The 20000-nt window shown below is 65.7% G+C and carries 17 protein-coding genes; 12 read left to right on the top strand and 5 right to left on the bottom strand.

Features of this window, described 5'->3' with window-relative positions:
- Nucleotides 1–20: 20 nt before the first annotated feature.
- Together AYJ57_RS24235 and AYJ57_RS24230 are read right to left on the bottom strand one after the other, a co-directional pair.
- Nucleotides 21–1451, bottom strand: a complete 1431-nt coding sequence (locus AYJ57_RS24235) for an NAD(P)-binding domain-containing protein (RefSeq protein WP_066111933.1) — start codon at nt 1449–1451, stop codon at nt 21–23.
- Between the two features lie 2 nt (nt 1452–1453).
- Nucleotides 1454–2440, bottom strand: coding sequence for a LysR family transcriptional regulator (locus AYJ57_RS24230; protein WP_066111931.1), 987 nt, complete (start codon nt 2438–2440; stop codon nt 1454–1456).
- A gap of 123 nt (nt 2441–2563) precedes the next feature.
- Here AYJ57_RS24230 and AYJ57_RS24225 point away from each other — a divergent pair, with 123 nt between their 5' ends.
- Genes AYJ57_RS24225 through AYJ57_RS24205 form a run of 5 tightly spaced genes read left to right on the top strand, consistent with a single transcriptional unit; the run spans nt 2564 to nt 6514 of the window.
- A complete protein-coding gene (locus tag AYJ57_RS24225) occupies nt 2564–3559 on the top strand; it encodes a TRAP transporter substrate-binding protein (RefSeq protein WP_066111930.1) in 996 nt (331 codons plus the stop codon).
- A 3-nt stretch (nt 3560–3562) separates the two neighbouring features.
- Nucleotides 3563–4138: a TRAP transporter small permease gene (locus AYJ57_RS24220; protein WP_083191522.1), complete on the top strand. Its 576-nt coding sequence runs from the start codon at nt 3563–3565 to the stop codon at nt 4136–4138.
- The gene (locus AYJ57_RS24215) at nt 4135–5424 is read left to right on the top strand and encodes a TRAP transporter large permease (RefSeq protein WP_066111926.1); all 1290 of its coding nucleotides are present in this window, start codon (nt 4135–4137) and stop codon (nt 5422–5424) included. Before AYJ57_RS24220 ends, AYJ57_RS24215 begins: the two co-directional genes overlap by 4 nt.
- A gap of 14 nt (nt 5425–5438) precedes the next feature.
- A complete protein-coding gene (locus tag AYJ57_RS24210; RefSeq protein ID WP_066111925.1) occupies nt 5439–5930 on the top strand; it encodes a hypothetical protein in 492 nt (163 codons plus the stop codon).
- The gene (locus AYJ57_RS24205; RefSeq protein WP_066111923.1) at nt 5927–6514 is read left to right on the top strand and encodes a peroxidase-related enzyme; all 588 of its coding nucleotides are present in this window, start codon (nt 5927–5929) and stop codon (nt 6512–6514) included. The genes AYJ57_RS24210 and AYJ57_RS24205 overlap by 4 nt, the downstream gene beginning before the upstream one ends.
- Nucleotides 6515–6790: 276 nt before the next feature.
- On the opposite strand, the gene AYJ57_RS24200 is transcribed toward AYJ57_RS24205, so the two are convergent.
- A complete protein-coding gene (locus tag AYJ57_RS24200) occupies nt 6791–7486 on the bottom strand; it encodes a TetR/AcrR family transcriptional regulator (RefSeq protein ID WP_157374387.1) in 696 nt (231 codons plus the stop codon).
- 105 nt (nt 7487–7591) lie between these two features.
- On the opposite strand from AYJ57_RS24200, the gene AYJ57_RS24195 reads away from it, so the two are divergent.
- Nucleotides 7592–8770, top strand: coding sequence for an efflux RND transporter periplasmic adaptor subunit (locus tag AYJ57_RS24195; protein ID WP_066111919.1), 1179 nt, complete (start codon nt 7592–7594; stop codon nt 8768–8770).
- The gene (locus tag AYJ57_RS24190; RefSeq protein WP_066111917.1) at nt 8767–11904 is read left to right on the top strand and encodes an efflux RND transporter permease subunit; all 3138 of its coding nucleotides are present in this window, start codon (nt 8767–8769) and stop codon (nt 11902–11904) included. Before AYJ57_RS24195 ends, AYJ57_RS24190 begins: the two co-directional genes overlap by 4 nt.
- 135 nt (nt 11905–12039) lie before the next feature.
- Here AYJ57_RS24190 and AYJ57_RS24185 read toward each other — a convergent pair whose 3' ends face one another.
- Both AYJ57_RS24185 and AYJ57_RS24180 read right to left on the bottom strand, forming a co-directional pair.
- On the bottom strand, nt 12040–12240 hold the full coding sequence (locus AYJ57_RS24185) for a hypothetical protein (RefSeq protein WP_066111915.1): 201 nt from the start codon (nt 12238–12240) through the stop codon (nt 12040–12042).
- 203 nt (nt 12241–12443) lie between these two features.
- The gene (locus AYJ57_RS24180; protein ID WP_066111913.1) at nt 12444–13184 is read right to left on the bottom strand and encodes a GntR family transcriptional regulator; all 741 of its coding nucleotides are present in this window, start codon (nt 13182–13184) and stop codon (nt 12444–12446) included.
- A 176-nt stretch (nt 13185–13360) separates the two neighbouring features.
- Here AYJ57_RS24180 and AYJ57_RS24175 point away from each other — a divergent pair, with 176 nt between their 5' ends.
- The 5 genes from AYJ57_RS24175 (at nt 13361) to AYJ57_RS24155 (ending at nt 19996) form a co-directional block, all read left to right on the top strand.
- Nucleotides 13361–14605, top strand: coding sequence for an ABC transporter substrate-binding protein (locus tag AYJ57_RS24175; protein WP_066111911.1), 1245 nt, complete (start codon nt 13361–13363; stop codon nt 14603–14605).
- Nucleotides 14606–14699: 94 nt separating this feature from the next.
- Nucleotides 14700–15575: a branched-chain amino acid ABC transporter permease gene (locus AYJ57_RS24170; protein ID WP_066111909.1), complete on the top strand. Its 876-nt coding sequence runs from the start codon at nt 14700–14702 to the stop codon at nt 15573–15575.
- Nucleotides 15576–15588: 13 nt separating this feature from the next.
- Nucleotides 15589–18105: a branched-chain amino acid ABC transporter ATP-binding protein/permease gene (locus AYJ57_RS24165; protein ID WP_066111908.1), complete on the top strand. Its 2517-nt coding sequence runs from the start codon at nt 15589–15591 to the stop codon at nt 18103–18105.
- Between the two features lie 13 nt (nt 18106–18118).
- On the top strand, nt 18119–19051 hold the full coding sequence (locus tag AYJ57_RS24160) for a 3-hydroxyacyl-CoA dehydrogenase (protein ID WP_066111906.1): 933 nt from the start codon (nt 18119–18121) through the stop codon (nt 19049–19051).
- A gap of 15 nt (nt 19052–19066) precedes the next feature.
- Entirely contained in the window at nt 19067–19996 is a 930-nt protein-coding gene (locus tag AYJ57_RS24155; protein WP_066111904.1) for a 3-keto-5-aminohexanoate cleavage protein, read from the top strand.
- The last annotated feature ends 4 nt before the right edge of the window (nt 19997–20000 follow it).

Genomic DNA, 20000 nt, shown 5'->3' with positions numbered 1-20000 from the left:
GGGAACGCGGCGGAGTGCCGTCAGACGGTGACGGCCATGTCGGAGGGCAGCCATTCCTCGCCGGTCATGTCGGGCGTGTCGAAGGCGCGGAAGCGGTCCAGATGGCGCTCTGCATCCTCGGCGAAGAGCGAGCGCACAAGACCGGAGGCGAGACGCCTCGCGCCTTCGCTGGCCGACGGGATGCCCGATGTCACCTTGCCGTGGCTGGGCACGGCGGCATAGGCAAAGCAGGTCAGCCGAGCCAGCGCCGGACAGCTGCCAGAGGTCTTTTCCTGAAACGCGAAGTCATCACCGAGATAGGGATGGGCCGCAAGAACGGGGTTCTGCGCGGCGCGCGTCGGCCCCACGACATCGCCCCACGTCCGGATGTGAGGGGCAAACGCCGAGAGTTCCGGACGCTCGTCCAGCGCCACGCCAAAACCGGTTGCAAAGATTGCCACATCGGCCTCGATCACGCCCTTGCGCGTGGTCACGCGGATGCCAGTCGTCGTCTCTTCAACGGCCTCGAAGGCGGCACCGAGGTGCAGATGCGCATTGGAATGGCGCGCGACGCGCTCTACCGAGTGTTTCGGCGGCGGCACCGGGAAACGGTCGCCTTCATTCATCAGATCCCATTTGGCGTCATCAGGCAGGCCGACATAGCCGGCGGTCATGCCGCGCGAGCCGGTACCGGTGAACTTGTCAATCACCGGGATCGCGGCGCGGCGCACCAGCAGGTCCATTCGGGCGCAGCCCGCTTCCAATGCCGTGGCGGCGTTGTCCATGGCCGAGGCCCCTGCCCCCACCACGATCACCCGCTTGCCCGCAAGTTCTGTGACGTCGAACGCGTCAGCCGAGTGATAGACCTTGCCCCGCGGCAGCCCCCGTGCAGCCTCCGGAAGGCGCGGCGCCCCAAGCGCGTCGAGCCCAGTGGCCAGAACAACGCGGCGTGCCAGCACATCGCCTTGCGCGGTGGTCAGCCGGAACAGCGCACCTTCGGGCGTGATCGCGGACACGTCGCAATCGTTGACCACATCGGCACCGGTCATCTCGCGGTACCAGATCATGTAGTCCATCCACATCTCGCGCGGGGCGAGGTCCATCTTGTCCCAAGCCTCGGTGCCCCATTGCGCTTCGAACCATGCGCGGAAGGTCAGCGCCGGAATGCCGAGCGCGGGGCCAGCGGCCTCCTTTACGGTGCGCAGCGTCTCCATCCGGGCATAGGTGATCCACGGCCCCTCGCGATCCTTCGGCGCCCGATCGTAAAGGCGGACCTTGAACACCCCTTCCATCGCCAGCGCGGCGTTCGCGGCAAGCCCGCAGAGCCCCGCACCGACAATGGCAACGTCGAGCACCTCTTCCCCGTCCGGGCTCGTCGTTTCCGGCATCCAGGCCTTCGGCGGCAGGTTCAGCAGGCTGCGTTGCCGGGCCAGTTCGGCTTCAAGCGCGGGAAGGCCAATGGGTGCAGTCATGGTCACGTCCTCATCAGGTTTCCGACCCGTTTCAGCAGATCCGGGTCCTGCGGATCCTGAAAGGCGCAATCGGGAATGATGCCTTGGCAGGCGGTGCGAAAGGCCTCGACAAAGCGCATCTGCGACGGCGCGAAAGCGCGGTCGGCGGCGCTGAAGAGGCCCCAGAAATAAGGAATGTCGGTCGAGATCGGCAGCACGGTCACGCCGCGCACCGGAATCCCGAAGGCGGTCACCGGATCGACCAGCGCAATGCCAAGCCCGGAACGGGCCGCCATCATTGCGTTAAGCGACGAATTGGTCGACAGGGTCTGCGCCGGGCGTACCCGCTCGGCTTCGAGCGCGAGATCAATGGAGTGGCGGATGCGGTAGGCATTGCCCACGGTGATCAGCCGGGCGCCATCGAGCCGCGACAGCGGCAGTGGTTCGACACCTTTCAACTCCGCTTCGGGCGCAGAATCGGAGACCACCGCCACCAGCCGGGATTCGCAGATCACGTGTCGCTCGAGGCCCATGTGATCCAGCGGATAGGCCGCCACGCCGAAATCCGAGGTGCGACTGCGCACCGCGCGGACGACATGCTCGGCGCTCATCGTTTGCAGGTCCATGTGGTCGGGTAGTTCGTCCCCCAGAGCCTGCAGCGAGGGCCCGATGAGCCCACCGGCCATGGTGGGTGTTGCGGCGATGTCGAGCGACGGCAGTCGCTCTTCGCGGATCGCTTCGGCGCGCCCGCGGACCTGCCGCAGACCCGCGATAACCCGTTGCACCTCCTCGTGGAAACGCAGGCCGCGATCGGTCGGAGAGATGCGCGGACCGTTGCGGTGAAACAATTGGAAACCGACCTCGGCCTCCAGATCGCGGACCAGCCGGGTCACGGCGGGCTGCCCCACCCCAAGCTTGCGCGCGGCACCGGTCATCGAGCCGCAGGACATGGCGGCTTCGAAGGCTTCAAGCGCCCGTACGTCGAAAATTCTATCATTCTCTCTTGACATGATGGCCTCATCATTATCCAAAATGTGCATACTGACAAGCCCAGAATGCGCGTCTGGAATAATCGCTTCGAAGCGCGGCGCCCCGCCTACGCACCGCTCGAACTGCACAACAGGAGATCATCCATGTCCTTCCTTGCCCGCCTCGCCGGCACCGCGGTCCTCGCCACCGCTGCCCTGCCGCTGCACGCCGAAACCTGGCGCCTCAGCTCGATGATGACCCCCGACAGTTTCGAGGGGCAGACCTATCAGCGCTTCGCGGATTTGGTGGACGAGTACACCGACGGTGAGATCGAAGTGCGCATCTACCCTAACGAACAGATCGGGTCGATGGACTCGGTTGTCGAACAGTTGAGCCAGGGTGTCATTCAGCTTGCGCCGTCGGCGATCTCGTTCATGTCGCGCTGGGAAGAGGGCATCAACTACGCCGTCGCTCCGTTCCTGTTTGATGACTACGACCACTGGGCGAACTTCATCAACGGCGAGCTGTTCCAATCATGGCTCGGGACCGTCGAGGAAGAGGCGAACATCACCGTCCTCGGCAACATCCCCGACATGCCGCGCGGGTCGTTCCGAACGCTGCTCTCCAACGAACCGGTGGAAACTGCGGCGGACATCGAAGGCCTGAAGCTGCGCCAGTACCAGAACGACCTGATCATCGACGCCTGGACCTACCTCGGCGCCGAAGTGCGGGTGCTGCCGTGGGGTGAGGTTTACGACGGTGTGAACCGCGGCATTGTCGATGCGGTGACCTCGCCCGCCGAGTCGATCGAGTCCATGCGCTTTTACGAAGTCGCACCGAACATTATCCGCACCGACGAATACCCGCAGGCGGTGTCGTGGATGATGAACCAGAACGCGTGGGAAGGTCTCAGCACCGAGCAGCAGGACGCGATGACCCGGGCCCACAAAGAGGCCGCCGCCTATGGTCGCGAGCTTCTGGCCAAGCAGGCTGCCTCGCTGCAGGCCGATCTCGAGGCTCAGGACGGCGTCAGCGTGAACTTTGACTTCGACAACGGCCCTCTGGTCGAGAAGATGCAGACGTTCTACGCCGATCTCGACAGCGCCGGCGAGTTGCCCGAAGGCCTGCTCGACGCGGTCGAAGCGGCGCGCGGCGAGTAATCCATGACGCCTGCCCGGGACACCTCCTCCACACCCGGCACCGGCCCTCGCGGGCCGGTCGCTGGATTGAACGCCGCTCTCGACGGGATCGCGCAGCTCTTCAAGGTGCTGGCGACGCTTTGCCTTGCCGTGATGGTCGGGCTCAACCTGTTCAACGTCATTTCGCGATCCGCCTTCGGCGTCGCCTACGGCTGGATCTTCAGCTGGACGCTGCTGCTGTTCGTGTGGATGCTGCTTCTGGGTCTCTTCGTCTACGTCCGCCAGCGCCGTGACGTGGTGGTGGACATCTTCGTGACCTGCCTGCCGACGCTGCCAAAGCGCATTGCCGCGCTGTTTGCCTGCGCGGTCGGCGCGGCGGTCATGCTGGCCATCCTGCGCGGCGCACCGGCGCTGCTGTCGATGCAGAGCGCCAAGATGGATGGCATCGACCTGCCGATCTACGTGCGCTCGATGCCGCTATTCGTTTCGGCAGGGCTGGTTCTGGCGCATTTCGTGCTCGATTTCATCTCAATCGCCACTGGCGCCCGCCCCGCCTTTCCCAAGCAGACCGAACCGGTGGAACAAGGAGCCGTTGAATGACCCTCGGATTCATCGTGATCGGCGGGTTCATCCTGCTGATGCTGCTCGGCGTGCCGGTCACCATGGCCATCGGCGCCGGGTCCGTTGCGGGGCTCTACTGGGCGGGCTTCGGCGACATGTCGATGGTCGTGCCGCAACAGATCCTTGACGGGGCGGCCAAACCCGCGCTGCTGGCCATCCCCTTCTTCATCCTCGCGGGCAATTTGATGAACGCGATCGGGCTGACCGACCGGATTTTCAATTTCTGCCTCGCCCTCGTCGGCCACTTCCGTGCCGGTCTGGCCTATGTCAACGTCATCGCCTCGCTGCTCTTCGCCGGGGTCTCGGGCGCGGCCACAGCCGACATTGCCGGCCTCGGCCAGCTTGAGGTGAAGGCGATGCGCGCGCGGGGTTACAAGCCCGAGTTCGCCGCCGCGCTGACCGTCGCCACCTCGCTCGTTGGCCCGATCGTGCCGCCCTCGATCAGCCTGATCGTCTATGCGTGGCTGGCCAATGAATCCGTCGCCCGGCTGTTCCTTGCGGGCGTGGTGCCCGGCATTCTGGTGGCGCTGAGCTTCATTCTTTACATCCGCACCGTTGCGCAGTGGGTTGAAATGCCGCGCGAGCCGCGCGCCAGCTGCTCGGACATTCGCCGCGCCGCGGTCGAGGGTCTACCAGCGCTCGTCGCGCCCGGGATCATCCTTGGCGCCATCGTCTTCGGCTTTGCCACCGCCACAGAGGCCGGGGTGATCGCCTGCGGCTACTCGATCCTGATCGGCCTGTTCTACCGCTCGCTGTCGTTCAAGGGCGTGTGGGACGCGCTGGTGGAAAGCGCAGTGCTGTCGTCGCTGATCATGCTGATCATCGGCTTCTCGCAGATCATGGGCTGGCTCTTTGCCTTCGAGCAGGTCCCACAGGCCTTCGCCTCGGGGATCCTAGAGGCGATCAGTCAGCGCTGGGTGTTCCTGACCTTCACCATCGTGCTGCTGGTACTGATCGGCTGCTTCATGGAGGCATCCCCGGCCAAGATCATCCTGCTGCCGCTGCTGCTGCCCGCCGCTGACGCCTTCGGTATCGACCGGGTGCAGTTCGGCATGATCATCACGCTGGCACTGCTGCTGGGGATCGCCACTCCGCCGCTCGGCGTCGGCCTTTACCTGATGTCAGCCGTGTCGGGGGTGCGCTTCGAGCGGCTCGCCGTCGCAATCCTCCCGCTGATGATCCCGCCCGTTCTGGTGCTGATCCTAATCGCGGCCTTCCCGCAGATCACGCTCTGGCTGCCAGACCTCGTGATGGGGCCGCAATGACCAAGGACTTCGCAATGACGCCGCTCTCCCGCACCGCCGACGCTATGGACTGCGCCGCAGGGCTCGACCCGGACGGTGAAACCTTTGCACTACGCGCGCGCCGTCCGGAGTATGTGGAGGGTGCCGAAGCCTGCCGCGCCTCGGTGCTGGCACCGCAAGACGATCTGGGCCTCTCAGTCCCCCTGCGCGCGGCCATAGCACGCCGTGTCGCACTGACCGCAGACAACGGCGCGCTGCTGGCAGGCTACCCCCTCCCCGACGATCCGGCGCTTGGGGCGCTGGCGACTGGCGACGTGCCCGCCGACCCGCTGCAGCGCGCCTTGGCCTTTCATACGGACATGATCGCCACCGACCCGGGAAAATCTGGCCCCGGGCACCTGCAGGCGCTACTGGACGTCGGCCTGAGCGTGCCACAGGTGATCGCCTTGTCGGAACTTCTGGCCTATGTGTGCTTTCAGATCCGCGTCGCGTACGGGCTCTCGCTTCTTGAGGAGGTCTGCACATGACCACGTCGAACGGCGACCCGCTCACACCACCCCGGATCCGCCTCAAGGCGCTGAAGTGGTCCCCGCACCTGCCGCCCGTCGAGATCGAGGATGCGACGCCCGCCCAGCGTGAGGCGATGAAGGTCACGCCTTCGGCCAAGAAGGTGTCACCCTACGTACGTACGCTTGCGCATGATCCCGAAAGCTACGTTGCCCGAACCACGCTTTTTAATGCGATCATGTATGCCGAGGGGGGCCTGCCCCGCGCCGACCGAGAACTTGGCGCGCTTGGCGCCTCGCTGGTCAACGGTTGCGAGTACTGCGCCAACGTCCACGCCCGCCAGCACCACAAGCTGTCGGGCTCTTCATCCTTGATCGCCGCGCTTTGGACCGCGCAACCCGAGACGCTCCCGGAACGCGATCAGGCGATACTTGCGCTTGCCGAGAGCCTGACCCAGACCCCGCCGACCGCCACGCCGGCACATATCGATCGGCTCAAGGCCAGCGGCATGGAGCCGTTCGAGGTCGTCGACCTGATCCACTCGATCGCGATTTTTGGCTGGGCCAACCGGCTAATGCACCCGCTGGGCCATTCCGACACCTAATCGCCGACCTGAGCCAGCCCCACGAAAGTGGTCCATCCACGAAGCCTCAAGTACGGTCGGATTTCGACGAACAGAGATGTTAAGGAATGGCCGGAAAACGAGAAAGCCCGGAAGACACGTTCAGAAAACTCTGCCAGATCGAGGTGCTGCATGGCCAAGGTTGGTCGATGGCTGACGCAATACGGCAGATCGGAATATCGCGGCACGCATTCTAGCGATCACGCAAGCAAACGTTCTTCAGTCCGCGGCCAGCAAGCCACAACGGCGTGCAGCACGTCAGGCTGGCTGCAGGAACTCCGAGAACTCCTTTGCCCCGGGCATGTGCACCTGCGTCTCGGTGCAGCCGAGCAAACGGTTGGTCATGCGCTCTTCAAGGCTGAGGCGCTGTTCCAGCATCGCCTCACCTCCGGCCAGATCGCCCGCCGCACAGCGCTGACGCGCCTGCGCAAAGACCACCCAGCGCATGCGCCATGCGTGCTGTAGCAGATCGACCGTCATAGCGGCGTCGATTACGTCGAAGACCCCCTCCCGAACGCCCTCTTCCACAAGCGTGCGCATCAAGGGCGTCGCGCGCCGACGGGCCTCTTGCTCGAGCTTGAGGAAGATCGCCTCATTGCCCGCCATCATGGCGATCCGGATGACGCCCATGATCTTGTCGGCGTGCTCCAACTCCCAGCGGGTGGTGCCGTCTAGATAGGCCGTGAACCGCGCCGCGGCGCCGCCTTCGCTGCGCTCGTAGACCGCCTGCCCGGCAGAATTGCTGGCGTCCGTCAGCCGCAGAAGCACCGCGCCGAGCACATCGTCCTTGGACGTGAAGTGGTGATAAAATCCGCCCTTGGAGATGCCCGCCGCGTCGAGCAGCAGCGCCACCGTCACCTCCTCCCACGGGTGGGTCGACAGCAGGTCGGTGGCAACGTCGAGGATCGCGGTGCGGCGATCTTCGGCGGACATTCTGGAACGTTTGGTGTTCACGATTACGTTCTCCGTCAGCTCTGGCCTTGATTACCGACCGACCGTCGGTATGTAAAGCAGCTCAGACGTCACTTCGATCACGCCTTGATGAGCGAGAGTAGCAGCATGACCGACCACACCGCCGCCGAGGCGACGCCCGAAGCCCTGCGGTTCGAGACCGACCGCGGCTCGTCGCGCCCGTTCTGGATCGCAATCTCCTTGGTCGCCGCCATCATTCTCTGGATGGGCAGCGGTTTCTTCCTGCCCGGCTCCGAGCCCGCGGCGGAAGCCGCCGCCGACGATCCGCTGCCGCCATCGGTGATGGTCCTGCAATCCAAGGCCGAGCCGGTCACCCTCAGCTACCGCGCCGAAGGTCAGGCCCTGCCCGACCGCGATACCGACGTCATCGCCGAAACCGCCGGCACGGTGATCGAAATGCCCTTTGCCAAGGGCGACCGGGTGCAGCGCGGCGACGTGCTGGCGCGGCTCAATTCCGCCCGCGCCGAGGCGGCGCTCACCCAAGCCGAAGAGCAGCGGGCCAATGCGCAGCGCGAGTTCGACAATGCCGCGCAGTTGTTCGAACGCGGGGTCGCCACCAACGACCGGCTATCCGAGGCCCGCGCGGCGCTCGCCGCCGCCGAGGCTGATGTGGCCAGCGCCGAAGAGGCCATCGACAATCTCGTCGTCGAGGCCCCCTTTGCCGGGCGCATCGAAGGGCTGCCCGCAAGCGAGGGGGAATATGTGCAGGCCGGGGCCACGATCTCGCGCGTGGTCGACAATGACCCGCTGACCGTCGCCATTCAGGTGCCGCAACAGGCGCTGAGCCGGATCAGCGAGGGTCAGAGCGCTGAGGTCAACTTCATCACCGGCCAGACGCGCGAGGGCCGGGTCAGCTTTGTTGGCGCCGCTGCCGCCTCGGAGACCCGCACCTTCCTGACCGAGATCGAGGTCGAAAATCCCGGCGGTGAGGTGCCCGCCGGTGTGTCGGCGCAGGTGACGATCCCCACCGGCGAGGCCACGGCCCATCGCGTCGCCCCGTCGATCATCTCGCTGGACGAGGCCGGGCAGATCGGCCTCAAGACGGTCGAGGACGGGCGCGTCGCCTTCCACCCGATCCAGATCGTGAAAACCGAGATCGACAGCGTCTGGGTCACCGGGCTCGACGACGACGTCACGATCATCACCGTAGGCCAAGGCTTTGTGCGCGACGGCGAGGAGGTCCGCGCCGAGCCTCAGGAAGAGACCGAACAGGTCTCGGATGCAGCCGCGGGCGTTCCGCTCGAGATCGCGGAGGACAAGCCGTGAACAGCCTGATCGACGCCGCCTTTTCCCGTGGCCGGGCGATGATGATCCTGCTGGGGATGATCCTCGCCTTCGGTGCCGTGGCCTATATCTCGATCCCCAAGGAAGCGAACCCCGAGGTTCCGCTGCCGCTGGTTTATGTCAGCACCACGCTCGACGGCATCAGCCCGTCTGACGCCGAACGCCTGCTGATCGAGCCGATGGAGGCCGAGTTCGGCGCCATCGAAGGGCTCGAGAAAATGTCCGCCGAGGCCACCGAAGGCTTTGCCAGCGTGCAGCTCGAATTTGCCGCTGGCGGCGATATCGACGAGGCGCTCGACAAGGTGCGCGAGGCCGCCGACACGGTGCAGAGCGACCTGCCCGACGACGCCACCACGCTCAACGTCACCGAGATCAACACCGCGCTCTTTCCAATCATCACCGCCGTGCTGTCCGGCCCCCTGCCCGAGCGCACCCTCAATGACGTCGCCGAGGCGGTTCAGGACAAGCTCGAAGCGCTGCCCGGTGTGCTGGAAGTGGACATCGGCGGCGCCCGCGAGGAATTCCTCGAGGTGCTGATCGACCCGACCGTCTTCCAGACCTACAACCTCAGTTTCGAGACGCTGACCAGCCAGTTGCAGCGCAACAACCAGCTGATCGCCGCAGGCGCCATCGAGACCGGCGGCGGGCGCATCGTGCTGAAGGTGCCCGGGCTGATCGAAGACCTCGAGGACGTGATGGCCATGCCGGTGAAGGTCGATGGCACCACTGTCGTCACCTTTGGCGACGTCGCCACCGTGCGCCGCACCTTCGAAGACCCCACCGGCTATGCGCGCATCGACGGCCAGCCCTCGCTGGCGCTGGAGGTCACCAAACGCTCGGGCGCCAATATCATCGACACCGTCGCGGCCACCAAAGCGGTCATCGACGAGATGAGCGCCGACTGGCCCGAAAGCCTGCGCGTCACCTACCTGCAGGACCAGTCCGAGCAGGTGAAGACGCTGCTTTCCGATCTCGAGGCCAACGTCATGGCCGCCGTCATGCTGGTGATGATCGTCATCGTCTTCGCCCTCGGGCTGCGCTCGGCGATCCTTGTCGGCCTGTCCATTCCGGGCGCGTTCCTCGCCGGCGTCGCCATCATCTGGGCGATGGGGTTCACCATGAACATCGTGGTGCTTTTCGCGCTGATCCTCGTGGTGGGCATGCTGGTCGATGGCGCCATTGTCACCGTCGAGCTTGCTGACCGCCGCCTGCAGGAGGGCGACAGCCCCAAGGCCGCCTACGCCCATGCCGCCAAGCGCATGGCTTGGCCGATCATCGCCTCCACCGCCACCACGCTTTCGGTGTTCTTCCCGCTGCTGTTCTGGACCGGGCTCATCGGGCAGTTCATGAAATATCTGCCGATCACCGTGATCCTGACGCTGGGCGCCTCGCTCTTCATGGCGCTGATCTTCATCCCCGTCCTCGGCGGTATGATCGGGCGCAACCAGCCGCAGACCGCCAAGGCAAAGGCCACGCTGCACGCCGCCGAGCGCGGCGACCCGCGCCGCATCCCCGGTTTCACAGGTGCCTACGTACGGCTCTTGGAGCGCGCGATCCTGCGGCCCTGGACCACCGTGGTTCTGGCGCTGGCGCTGCTGCTCGGCGGGTTTGCCCTTTACGGCCAGTTCGGGCGCGGCATCTCGTTCTTCCCCTCGGTCGAGCCGGAATTCATGCAGGTGCAGGTGCGCGCCCGCGACAACCTGTCGATCTACGAGCGCGACGATCTGGTCCGCAAGGTTGAGGACAGGCTCACTGGCACCGAAGGCATCGAGAGCGTTTACGCCCGCTCGACCATGAGCGCGGGCGGCGGCGAGGAAGACGTGATCGGCACTCTGCAGCTCGATCTGGTGGACTGGCAGGCGCGCCGCACCGCCGCCGAGATCGGGGAGGACATCCGCGCCAAGATGGCCGACATCGCCGGAATCGACGTGCAGGTGGAGACCGAAAGCGGCGGCCCGTCCAGCGGCAAGCCGGTGAACCTGCGCGTCTCGGCCGAAGATTTCACTCAGCAGAGCGCGGCGGTCGATAAGGTGCTGGCGGCGATGGAGCGTGTCGGCGGCTTCACCGATGTGACCGACACCCGCCCGCTGCCCGGCGTCGAGGTGGCGATCAACGTCGACCGCGCCGAGGCGGCGCGCTTTGGTGCCGATGTCAGCCTGCTGGGACAGGCGGTGCAACTGCTCACCCAAGGCATCACCGTCACCGACTATCGCCCGCCGGACGCCGACGGCGAGCTGGACGTCCGGGTGCGCTTCCCGAACGACTCGCGCTCGCTGTCGGAACTGACCAACCTGCGTGTGCCCACTTCGGCGGGGCTCGTGCCGATCTCCAACTTCGTGACCTTCGAGCCGGTGGAGCGCGTCGGCGTCATCCGCCGCATCGACGAGCAGCGCGTGACCACCATCGAGGCCAATGTCGCGCCGGGGCTGCTGGTCAACGATCAGGTCACCGCCCTGCGCGCCGCGCTTGATCAGGCCGATCTGCCCGACAGCGCAAGTTATGAGTTCGCGGGCGAAGCCGAGGACCAGCAGGAGTCGATGACCTTTCTGGCGCTCGCCTTCGTCGCCGCCATCGTGTTGATGTTCCTGATTCTCGTGGTCCAGTTCAACAGCTTCTACCAGTCCTTCGTGGTGATGAGCGCCATCGTCTTCTCGATCGGGGGCGTGCTGCTAGGGCTGGTCGTCACCGGGCGCCCCTTCGGCATCGTGATGGGAGGGGTCGGCGTGATCGCCCTTGCGGGCATCGTGGTGAACAACAACATCGTGCTGATCGACGCCTATAACGACCTGCGCAAAGACGGGCTCTCGCCGCTCGAGGCTGCGCTGCGCACCGGCGCGCAACGTCTGCGCCCGGTGGTGCTCACCTCGATCACCACGGCGCTGGGGCTGATGCCGATGGTCTTGGGGATGAACATCAACTTCATCTCGCGCGAGATCGTCTTCGGCGCCCCCTCGACGCAATATTGGACCGAGCTGTCGAGCGCCATTGCCGGCGGGCTGGTGATCGCCACCGTGCTCACCCTCGTGGTGACCCCGGCGATGCTGATGCTGCGGGAAAAACGCGAGACACGCTCAGTGCCACGCAGCATTCGAAAAGAGCAGGCCTTAGTTTCATAAGCTGCAGTTCTGGCTGCAGTTTGGCACCGCGAGCCAAAGGCGGTACCCTGCGATGGACATGGTGCCGCCATTTGATTTGCTCACTCCACGGCAGGCAATCCGGGCCAAAAGGCACCCCCATGCCAGAGCCCGCCCTCAGTGCTTTATCCGCATCGCCGCGATCTGCGCCGAGGTGGGCCGGTTGGCCCGCCGGATCAGCAAAAGCAGCAGTCCGAACACCACGAGGAGCAGCCCGATGCCCATCAGCCCGTACCAAAGGTCGAAGAAAGAGAGCGCGATCAGCATGGCCAGCAGCACCACAAAGATCGACACGAAAAAGATATCCGCCAGTTTCATTTTCTTGCATTCAGTTAGATAGTTACGCCTTCCGCCCGCGCGGACCCCTGCCCGGCGCTCCGACCGGCGCGAGGCCCCACCGGTAGTGCAGAACCACGGCAACCGCGAGCCTCGGCGTCGGCATCAGCGCAAGACCGCCGATCACCCAGTGCTGAGCGCCGGGATGGCTCGGGCGCATGCTTGGATGAGTTGCCCCCGCAGCCTCAGATCAGGATGCGCCTGCGCCCCTCATCCATCTCGTCGGCGGCATGGGCGCGGATCATTTCCGAGGCGACGCGGATATCCTCGGCGATGGCATGAGCCGCCGCCGCGCCGTCATGGGCCTGCAGCGCTTGGCAGAGTTGGCGGTGGTGCTCGCGCGAATGGTGAGTGCGCGACCGGGTCAGACCCTCTTCCGCCGGGACCCCCGCTCTCACCCCGATGTCGTAGTTGATGATCGGACCGGCCTTGAGCCAGAGCATACGGATCACCTGCATCAGCGCCGCAGACCCGGACGCCCGGTAGAGCGCGAAATGCAGGTCCTTGTTGGCCGCCACCGCCTCGGCGCTGCCATAGGATCGGTCGAGAACCCGTTCAAACTGCTCGGCAAGGCGCAGGATCCCGGCGATCTCTGCCTCGGTTGCGGCAAGCGCCGCACGGCGCGCCGCCTCGCCTTCGTTGAGCATCCGGACCTCGGTCAGATCGGCAAACTCCCCCGCGGTCATCAGCGGCACCTGCACCGCCCGTTTTGGCGAGACATTCAGCGCGCCGCTGGCCGCGAGACGACTCACCGCTTCGCGCACGGGCATCATGGAAACGTCCAGCCGTTCGGCGAGATCGCGCAGCGACAGCCTGTCCCGAGGCTTGAGCGCGCCCGACAAAAGCATCTCGCAGAGCGCCTCATGCACCTGATCCGAAAGGGTTTCCCGACGCGCGGGCTGAAGCTGTTCGAGGCCGTCGTTCATCTATCTCATAACTCCAGTTGACCGCGGAAGCCCGCTCTGTAACTGTGATCTCAGATCACAGATGGAGGAGCAAGGCTCTCCCATGGGCAAGACGGCCACGGAGGAACATCGGCCGCCGGACCCCAAGAGGCAGGGCCCGAGGTGATCTTAGCAAATTGGTCTCAGGGAGGAGTACCATGACGAACCATCTCACGAGCCGCAGGGGATTCCTGCGGACGGGAGCGGCTGGCCTGACGCTTGCCGTCGCCGCCCCCGCCTATCTGCGGGCGCAGAGCGCGCCGCTGAAAATCGGCCACCTGACCCCCACCACCGGCTTTCTCGGCCCGCTCGGCGAATACGCGCAGATGGGCATCAAGCTGGCGGTCGAGCACATCAATGCCAACGGCGGCGCCGGAGGGCGGCAGGTCGAGCTGATCATGGAGGACAGCGTCAACCCGCAGACCGCCTCGACCAAGGCCGAGCGCATGTTCGAGCGCGACGGCGTCGACATGATCATCGGCGAGATCTCCTCGGCCTCCTGTCTGACGATCAGTCAGGTCGCGGCGCGCTACAAGAAATGCTTCGTCAACACCGGTGGCAACTCGGACAGCCTTCGCGGTCAGGACTGCAACCGCTACATGTTCCACGTCGAGACGCAGAACTCGATGTATGTGAACGCCGAGGGCCAGTATTTCGCTGGCGAAGGCATGGTGGATGGCAAGAACTGGTACACGCTGAGCGCCGATTACGCCTTTGGCCACGACCTTCTGTCGGCGGCCAAGGCGTTCCTCGAGACCAATGGCGGCAATCTCGTCGGCGACGATCTGGTGCCGACCGATGCGACCGATTTCTCGTCTTACCTGCTGAAGATCCGTCAGGCCGAGCCGGACGTGGTGGCGCTCAATCTCGCGGGCACGCAGATCACCAACTTCTTCAAGCAATACGGTGAGTTCGGCCTCGACTTCACGCTCGGCGGCTTCGGCTTCGACACGGTCTCGGCCTGGGCGGCGGGGGCGCAGAACTTCCGCGGCACTTGGCCGAACGTGTGGAACCATCTGGTGCAGAACGATGCCAGCCAAGCCTTCGTGCAGGCGTTCAGCGATGCCTTTGGCAAGCCGCCCGAGAACCAGGCCTGGGGAGACTACAACGCCGGTCTGATCATGGCCAAAGCGGTGGCCGAGGCGGGCGACGCGTCGGGAGACGCGCTGGTCGGCTATCTCGAGAGCGAGGAGGCGAAGTTCGACCTGATGAAGAGCCGTCCGGGCTATTTCCGCCCCTCGGATCACCAGCTCATTCAGGAGATCTATGCGATCACCGCGCTGCCCGCCTCCGAGGCGCAGAACGAGTGGGACATCTTCACCACCTCCGATCCGGTTCCGGGCGCGGACCAGCCGCTCGAGTCGCTGGCCACCGCCGTCACCGGCGGCACCTGCTCGATGTGATGTTCCGGTGACGCAACCGGGGCAGCGGGCCAGAGGGCCCCTGCCCCACACCCCCGATACCCAAAGAAAATACCCAAGGAAGGAGTGCGCCGCGATGCTGGGGCTATTCATCGCGCAGGTGCTGAACGGCCTGCTGGACGGCACCTATTACCTGCTGATCGCGCTGGGACTGTCGCTGATCTTCTCGCTTGGCGGGATCATCAACCTCGCGCATGGCGCCTTCTTCGCCATCGGCGCCTATCTCGCGATCCTGATCACGCCCTACGTGGGTTATTTCGGCGCGCTGATCCTTGTGCCGCTGATCGTGGCGGGGCTGGGCATGGCGACCGAGCGCACGCTCTTCACCCGCTTCTACCGGGTCGATCCGCTCTATTCGCTGCTGCTGACCTTCGGGCTTGCCATGGTGATCGAACAGGGATTGCGCTGGATTTTCGGGGCCTCGCCGCAGAACTACAACATGCCCGAACTGCTGCGCGGGCAGGTGTTCTTGGGTGATTTCATCTACTCGCGCTACCGCATCTTCCTGATCGCCGTCGCGGTGCTCGCCGTCGGTGCGCTGTGGCTGCTGCTCAACAAGACCGCCTTCGGGCGCATCGTCCGCGCCGGAGTGCAGAACCCCGAGATCGTCGGCTCCCTCGGCATTTCACTGCGGCCCTATCTGTCGGTGGTCGCGGGCATCGGCATCGGCCTCGCCGGGCTGGCGGGCGTGTTGCTCTCGCCGATCTACACCATCCACCCGGCGATGGGCGCCGAGGTCATCACGCTGGCCTTCGTGGTGGTCGTGATCGGCGGGCTCGGCTCGTTCTGGGGCGTCATCATCGCCGCTGTCCTCGTCGGGCTGACCAAGGGCGTGCTCGTGGCCATCGGCCTGTCGTCATGGTCCACCGCCGCCATCTACCTGTTGATGTTCCTCGTGCTTCTGGTGCGCCCGCGCGGCCTGCTGGGCGAGCGCATCCTCCGCTTCGAATGAGACGATCCAACGCATGACCCGCATACATCCGCTTCTTGTCGCGGCAGCCGCGCTGATCGTGCTGCCCTTCCTCATCCTCGCCGCCGGGCTGACCTATACCTCGGCGACCGAGGTGGTGGTCTTCGGCCTCGCCTGCATGGGGCTCAACATCCTTGCCGGGCGCACCGGGCTGATCAGCTTCGGCCATGGCGCGTGGTTCGGCCTTGGCGCCTATCTCGCCGGGCTCTCGGCCCGGGCCATGGGCGCGGAGGGCAGCTTCTTTCTCCCGCTGATCGTCGCCGTGCTTGCCACCGCGCTGATCGCCGCCGTCTTCGGCGCGCTGATCCTGCGCCGCCGGGGGGTCTATTTCTCGCTGATGACGCTGGCGCTCTCGGCGCTCGGGTTCACCATCGCCTTCCGCTGGACCGAAGTGACCGGCGGCGAGAACGGGCTTGGCGGCATCTCCCGCCCGCAGATTTTCGGGCTCAGCTTCGAGATGTCCCAGCCCTATTACTGGCTGGTCGCACTCATCGCCTTTGCGGTGCTGTGCCTGCTGTGGCGGGTCTATAACTCGCCGCTCGGCACGGTGCTGCTGGCGATCCGCGAGAATGAGCAGCGCGCGCGCTTTCTGGGCTACAAGGTCGACCGCTACAAGCTGGCCGCCTTCGTGCTCTCGGCGACGATCACCGCGCTGGCCGGGGTGCTGCTGCTCTACAAGAACCGCATGACCTCGGCCGAGCCGATGTCGGTGGTCTTCTCGGGCGAGCTTCTGGCCATGGTGGTGATCGGCGGCATGCGCTCGTTCATGGGTCCGGCGATCGGCGCGCTCTTCTACATCCTCTTCCGCGAGTATCTGTCGATCTATTCCGAGAACTGGCTGTTCTGGTTCGGCCTCGTGTTCATGGGCTTCGTGCTGTTCGCCCGCGACGGGCTGATCGGCATCCCCGGACAGATCCGGCGCCACTTCAATCCGCCCGCCGAGACCGGCGCGGCAATGGCCGGGCGCAAGGCCGAGGTGCATCCGCTGCCCGAGTTCCTGCGTCCCGAGCGCCATGTGGAAGGCGCGCTGCTGGAAGCGCGCGGCATCTCCAAGCACTTCGGCGGGCTCAAGGCCGTGGATGAGGTCGACATCTCAGTGCGGGACCGCACGCTGCACGCGCTGATCGGCCCCAATGGCGCGGGCAAGACCACGGCCTTCAACCTGCTGTCGGGACTTTACACCCCCGACAGCGGCGAGGTGACGCTGGGCGGCCAGCCGCTCTCGGGGCGCAAGCCCGAGGAGATCTCCGAGGCCGGGATCGGGCGCAGTTTCCAGATCACCAACCTCTTTCCCTCGCTCACCGTGCAGGAAAACATCCGCCTCGCGGTGCAGGCAGGCGATCCCAGCCGGATGAACCCGGTGATCCGCGCCCGCAATCTTGCGCAGGTCAACGAGCGCACCGCACAGATCATGCGCTACGCCGGGCTCAGCGGCATGGAAGAGGCCGAGGCCGGATCTCTGTCCTACGGCGGGCAGCGGCTGCTCGATCTGGGACTGGCGCTTGGCAACCACCCGCGCATCCTGCTGGCCGACGAGCCGCTGGCGGGCCTTTCGGTGGCCGAGCGCGAGCGCATCGGCCTGCTGCTCAAGGCGCTGTCCCGCGACATCCCGGTGCTGCTGGTCGAACATGACATCGACCGGGTGTTCGAACTGGCCGACCACGTCACGGTGATGAACGAAGGACAGGTGCTACTCGACGGCACGGTGGACGAGGCACGCGGCGACGCGCGGGTGCAAGAGGTCTATATCGGCTCGGGCACCTCGGCGGTCGCCGCCAAGCCGCGCGTCAGCGCGGTGCAGGACGCCACCATCCTGTCGCTCGACAAGGTCAACGTCAGCTACGGCAAGAGCCACATCCTCAACGACGTCAGCTTCGATCTGCGGCAGGGCGAGATCCTCGCGCTCTTGGGTCGGAACGGTGCGGGCAAATCGACGCTGCTGAAATCGCTGATCGGCATCGCCCCGGTGGGCAGCGGCGAGATCACCCTCGAGGGCAAGACGATCTCGGGACTGCCCTCCGCCGCCATGGCGCGCGCCGGGATCTCCTATGTGCCGCAGGGGCGCGGCCTCTTTGCTGGCATGTCGGTGAAGGACAACCTCGAGCTTGGGCGCATCCAGCGTCAGACCGGGCATGGGGTGCATTGGGACGAAGAGCGTATCTTCTCTTATTTCCCGCGCCTCAAAGAACGCATCGACACGCCCGCCGACTATCTCTCGGGCGGCGAGCAGCAGATGGCCGCGGTTGCGCGGGCGCTCTCTGGCGATACCCGCGTGCTGCTGCTGGACGAACCCTTCGAGGGGCTCTCACCTGCCGTGGTCGAGCAGCTTTTCGAAACCTTCGACCGGCTGCGGCAGGAGGTTTCGATCATCATCGTCGACCACAACCTCGATCTGGCGCTGACACTCTCTGACCGCACCGTCGCGCTCGAACGGGGCAGCATCATCCACGACGGCCCCTCCGCCGCGCTCGCGCATGACATCGACCTGCGCCGGCAAGTGCTCTGGCTCTGAGAAAGGACCTTCCATGACCCAAAAGGTTGCCATCATCGGGGCCGGGCTGATCGGCCGCTCGTGGAGCGCGCTCTTCGCCCGCGCTGGATATGAGGTGCAGGTCTGGGACGCCGACCCCGGCGTGCTCGAACGCTTCCCCTCCGATATCGAGGCGCTCTGCGACACGCTGATCACCGAGAAGCTGCTCGACGACAAGCCCGGCACGCTGGCCCGCATCCGCACCTGCCCGACGCTGGAAGAGGCGGTGGCGGATGTCGCCTTCGTGCAAGAGAACGGCCCCGAGAAGATCGAGGTGAAGACAGAGCTTTTCGCCCGGCTCGACGCCGCGACCCCGGATGATGCGGTGATCGCCTCCTCGACCTCGGCCATCGTCGCCTCGCGGTTCACCGAGACGCTCACCCACCGCGCGCGCTGCCTCGTCGGCCACCCGGTAAACCCGCCGCATCTGGTGCCGGTGGTCGAGCTTTGCCCCGCGCCCTGGACCGATGCCGCCGCGATGGAGACGGCCGAGGCGATCTACAGCGCCATCGGTCAGGTGCCGGTGACGATGGCCCGCGAGCGCGACGGGTTCGTGCTCAACCGCCTGCAGGGCGCGCTTCTGGGAGAGGCGCTGCGGCTGATCGGCGAGGGCACGGTGTCGGTCGAGGGGCTGGACGCCACCATCAAACACGGGCTTGGCCTGCGCTGGACGTTGATCGGCCCGATCGAGACCATCGACCTCAACGCCCCCGGCGGCATCACCGATTACGCGGCGCGCTACGGCGGCTTTTATGCAAGACTGGCCGCCGAGCCTGCAGGCCCCGAGGTGTTCTCGGTCGCGCAGGCCGAAAAGATCGCCGCAAGCTGGCCGCAGGACCGCAGTCCCGAGAAAATCCGCGAACGGCAGGACCGCCGCGACACGCGCCTCGCCGCGCTGCGCCGCCACCTCGCCGCCGAGCAAAACTGATCCAAGGAGACCCCAATGGCAAAATCCCGCAAGGTGATCATCACCTGCGCCGTGACCGGCGCGATCCATACCCCCTCGATGTCGGAATATCTGCCGGTGAGCGCCTCCGAGATCGCCGATGCCGCCATCGGTGCCGCCGAGGCTGGTGCGGCAGTGGTGCATCTGCACGCCCGCGATCCCGAAGACGGCCGCCCGGACCAGACCCCCGAGGCGTTCAGCCCGTTCCTGAAGGTGATCAAACAGGCCTCGAACGTGGTGGTGAACATCACCACCGGCGGCGCGCCGACCATGAGCATCGAGGAGCGCGTGCGCCCCGCCGCGACGCATCGGCCCGAGATCGCCTCGCTCAACATGGGCTCGATGAACTTCGGCCTCTTCCCGATGCTGCAGCGCTTTCCCAACCTCGAACACCAGTGGGAGCGCGACTATGTCGGCAATAAGAACATCATCTTCAACAACAGCTTCGGGCAGATCGAGCACATCCTGACCACGCTCGGCGCGCTCGGCACCCGCTTCGAGTTCGAGTGCTATGACACCGCCCATCTCTACAACCTCAAGTATTTCCTCGATCAGGGGCTGGTGAAGGCACCGCTGTTCATCCAGACGGTGTTTGGCCTGATGGGCGGCATCGGCGCGCATCCCGACGACGTCATGCACATGAAGCGCACCGCCGACCGGCTGTTCGGCGATCAGTACCGCTGGTCGGTGCTGGGCGCGGGCAAGAACCAGCTGCCGATCGCCGCGATGTCCGCGGCCATGGGCGGGCATGTGCGCGTGGGTCTCGAGGATTCACTCTGGGCCGGTCCGGGACAGCTCGCGCGCAGCAATGCCGAGCAGGTCGCCAAGGCGCGGCAGATCATCGAAGGGCTCGGGCTGGAGCTTGCCAGCCCCGACGAAGCCCGCGAAATCCTCGACACCAAAGGCGCGGACGCTGTGGGGTTCTGAGCCG

It is taken from the genome of Salipiger sp. CCB-MM3, from assembly GCF_001687105.1.
Classification (GTDB): domain Bacteria; phylum Pseudomonadota; class Alphaproteobacteria; order Rhodobacterales; family Rhodobacteraceae; genus Salipiger.
This window is presented reverse-complemented; position numbering and strand designations above follow the sequence as displayed.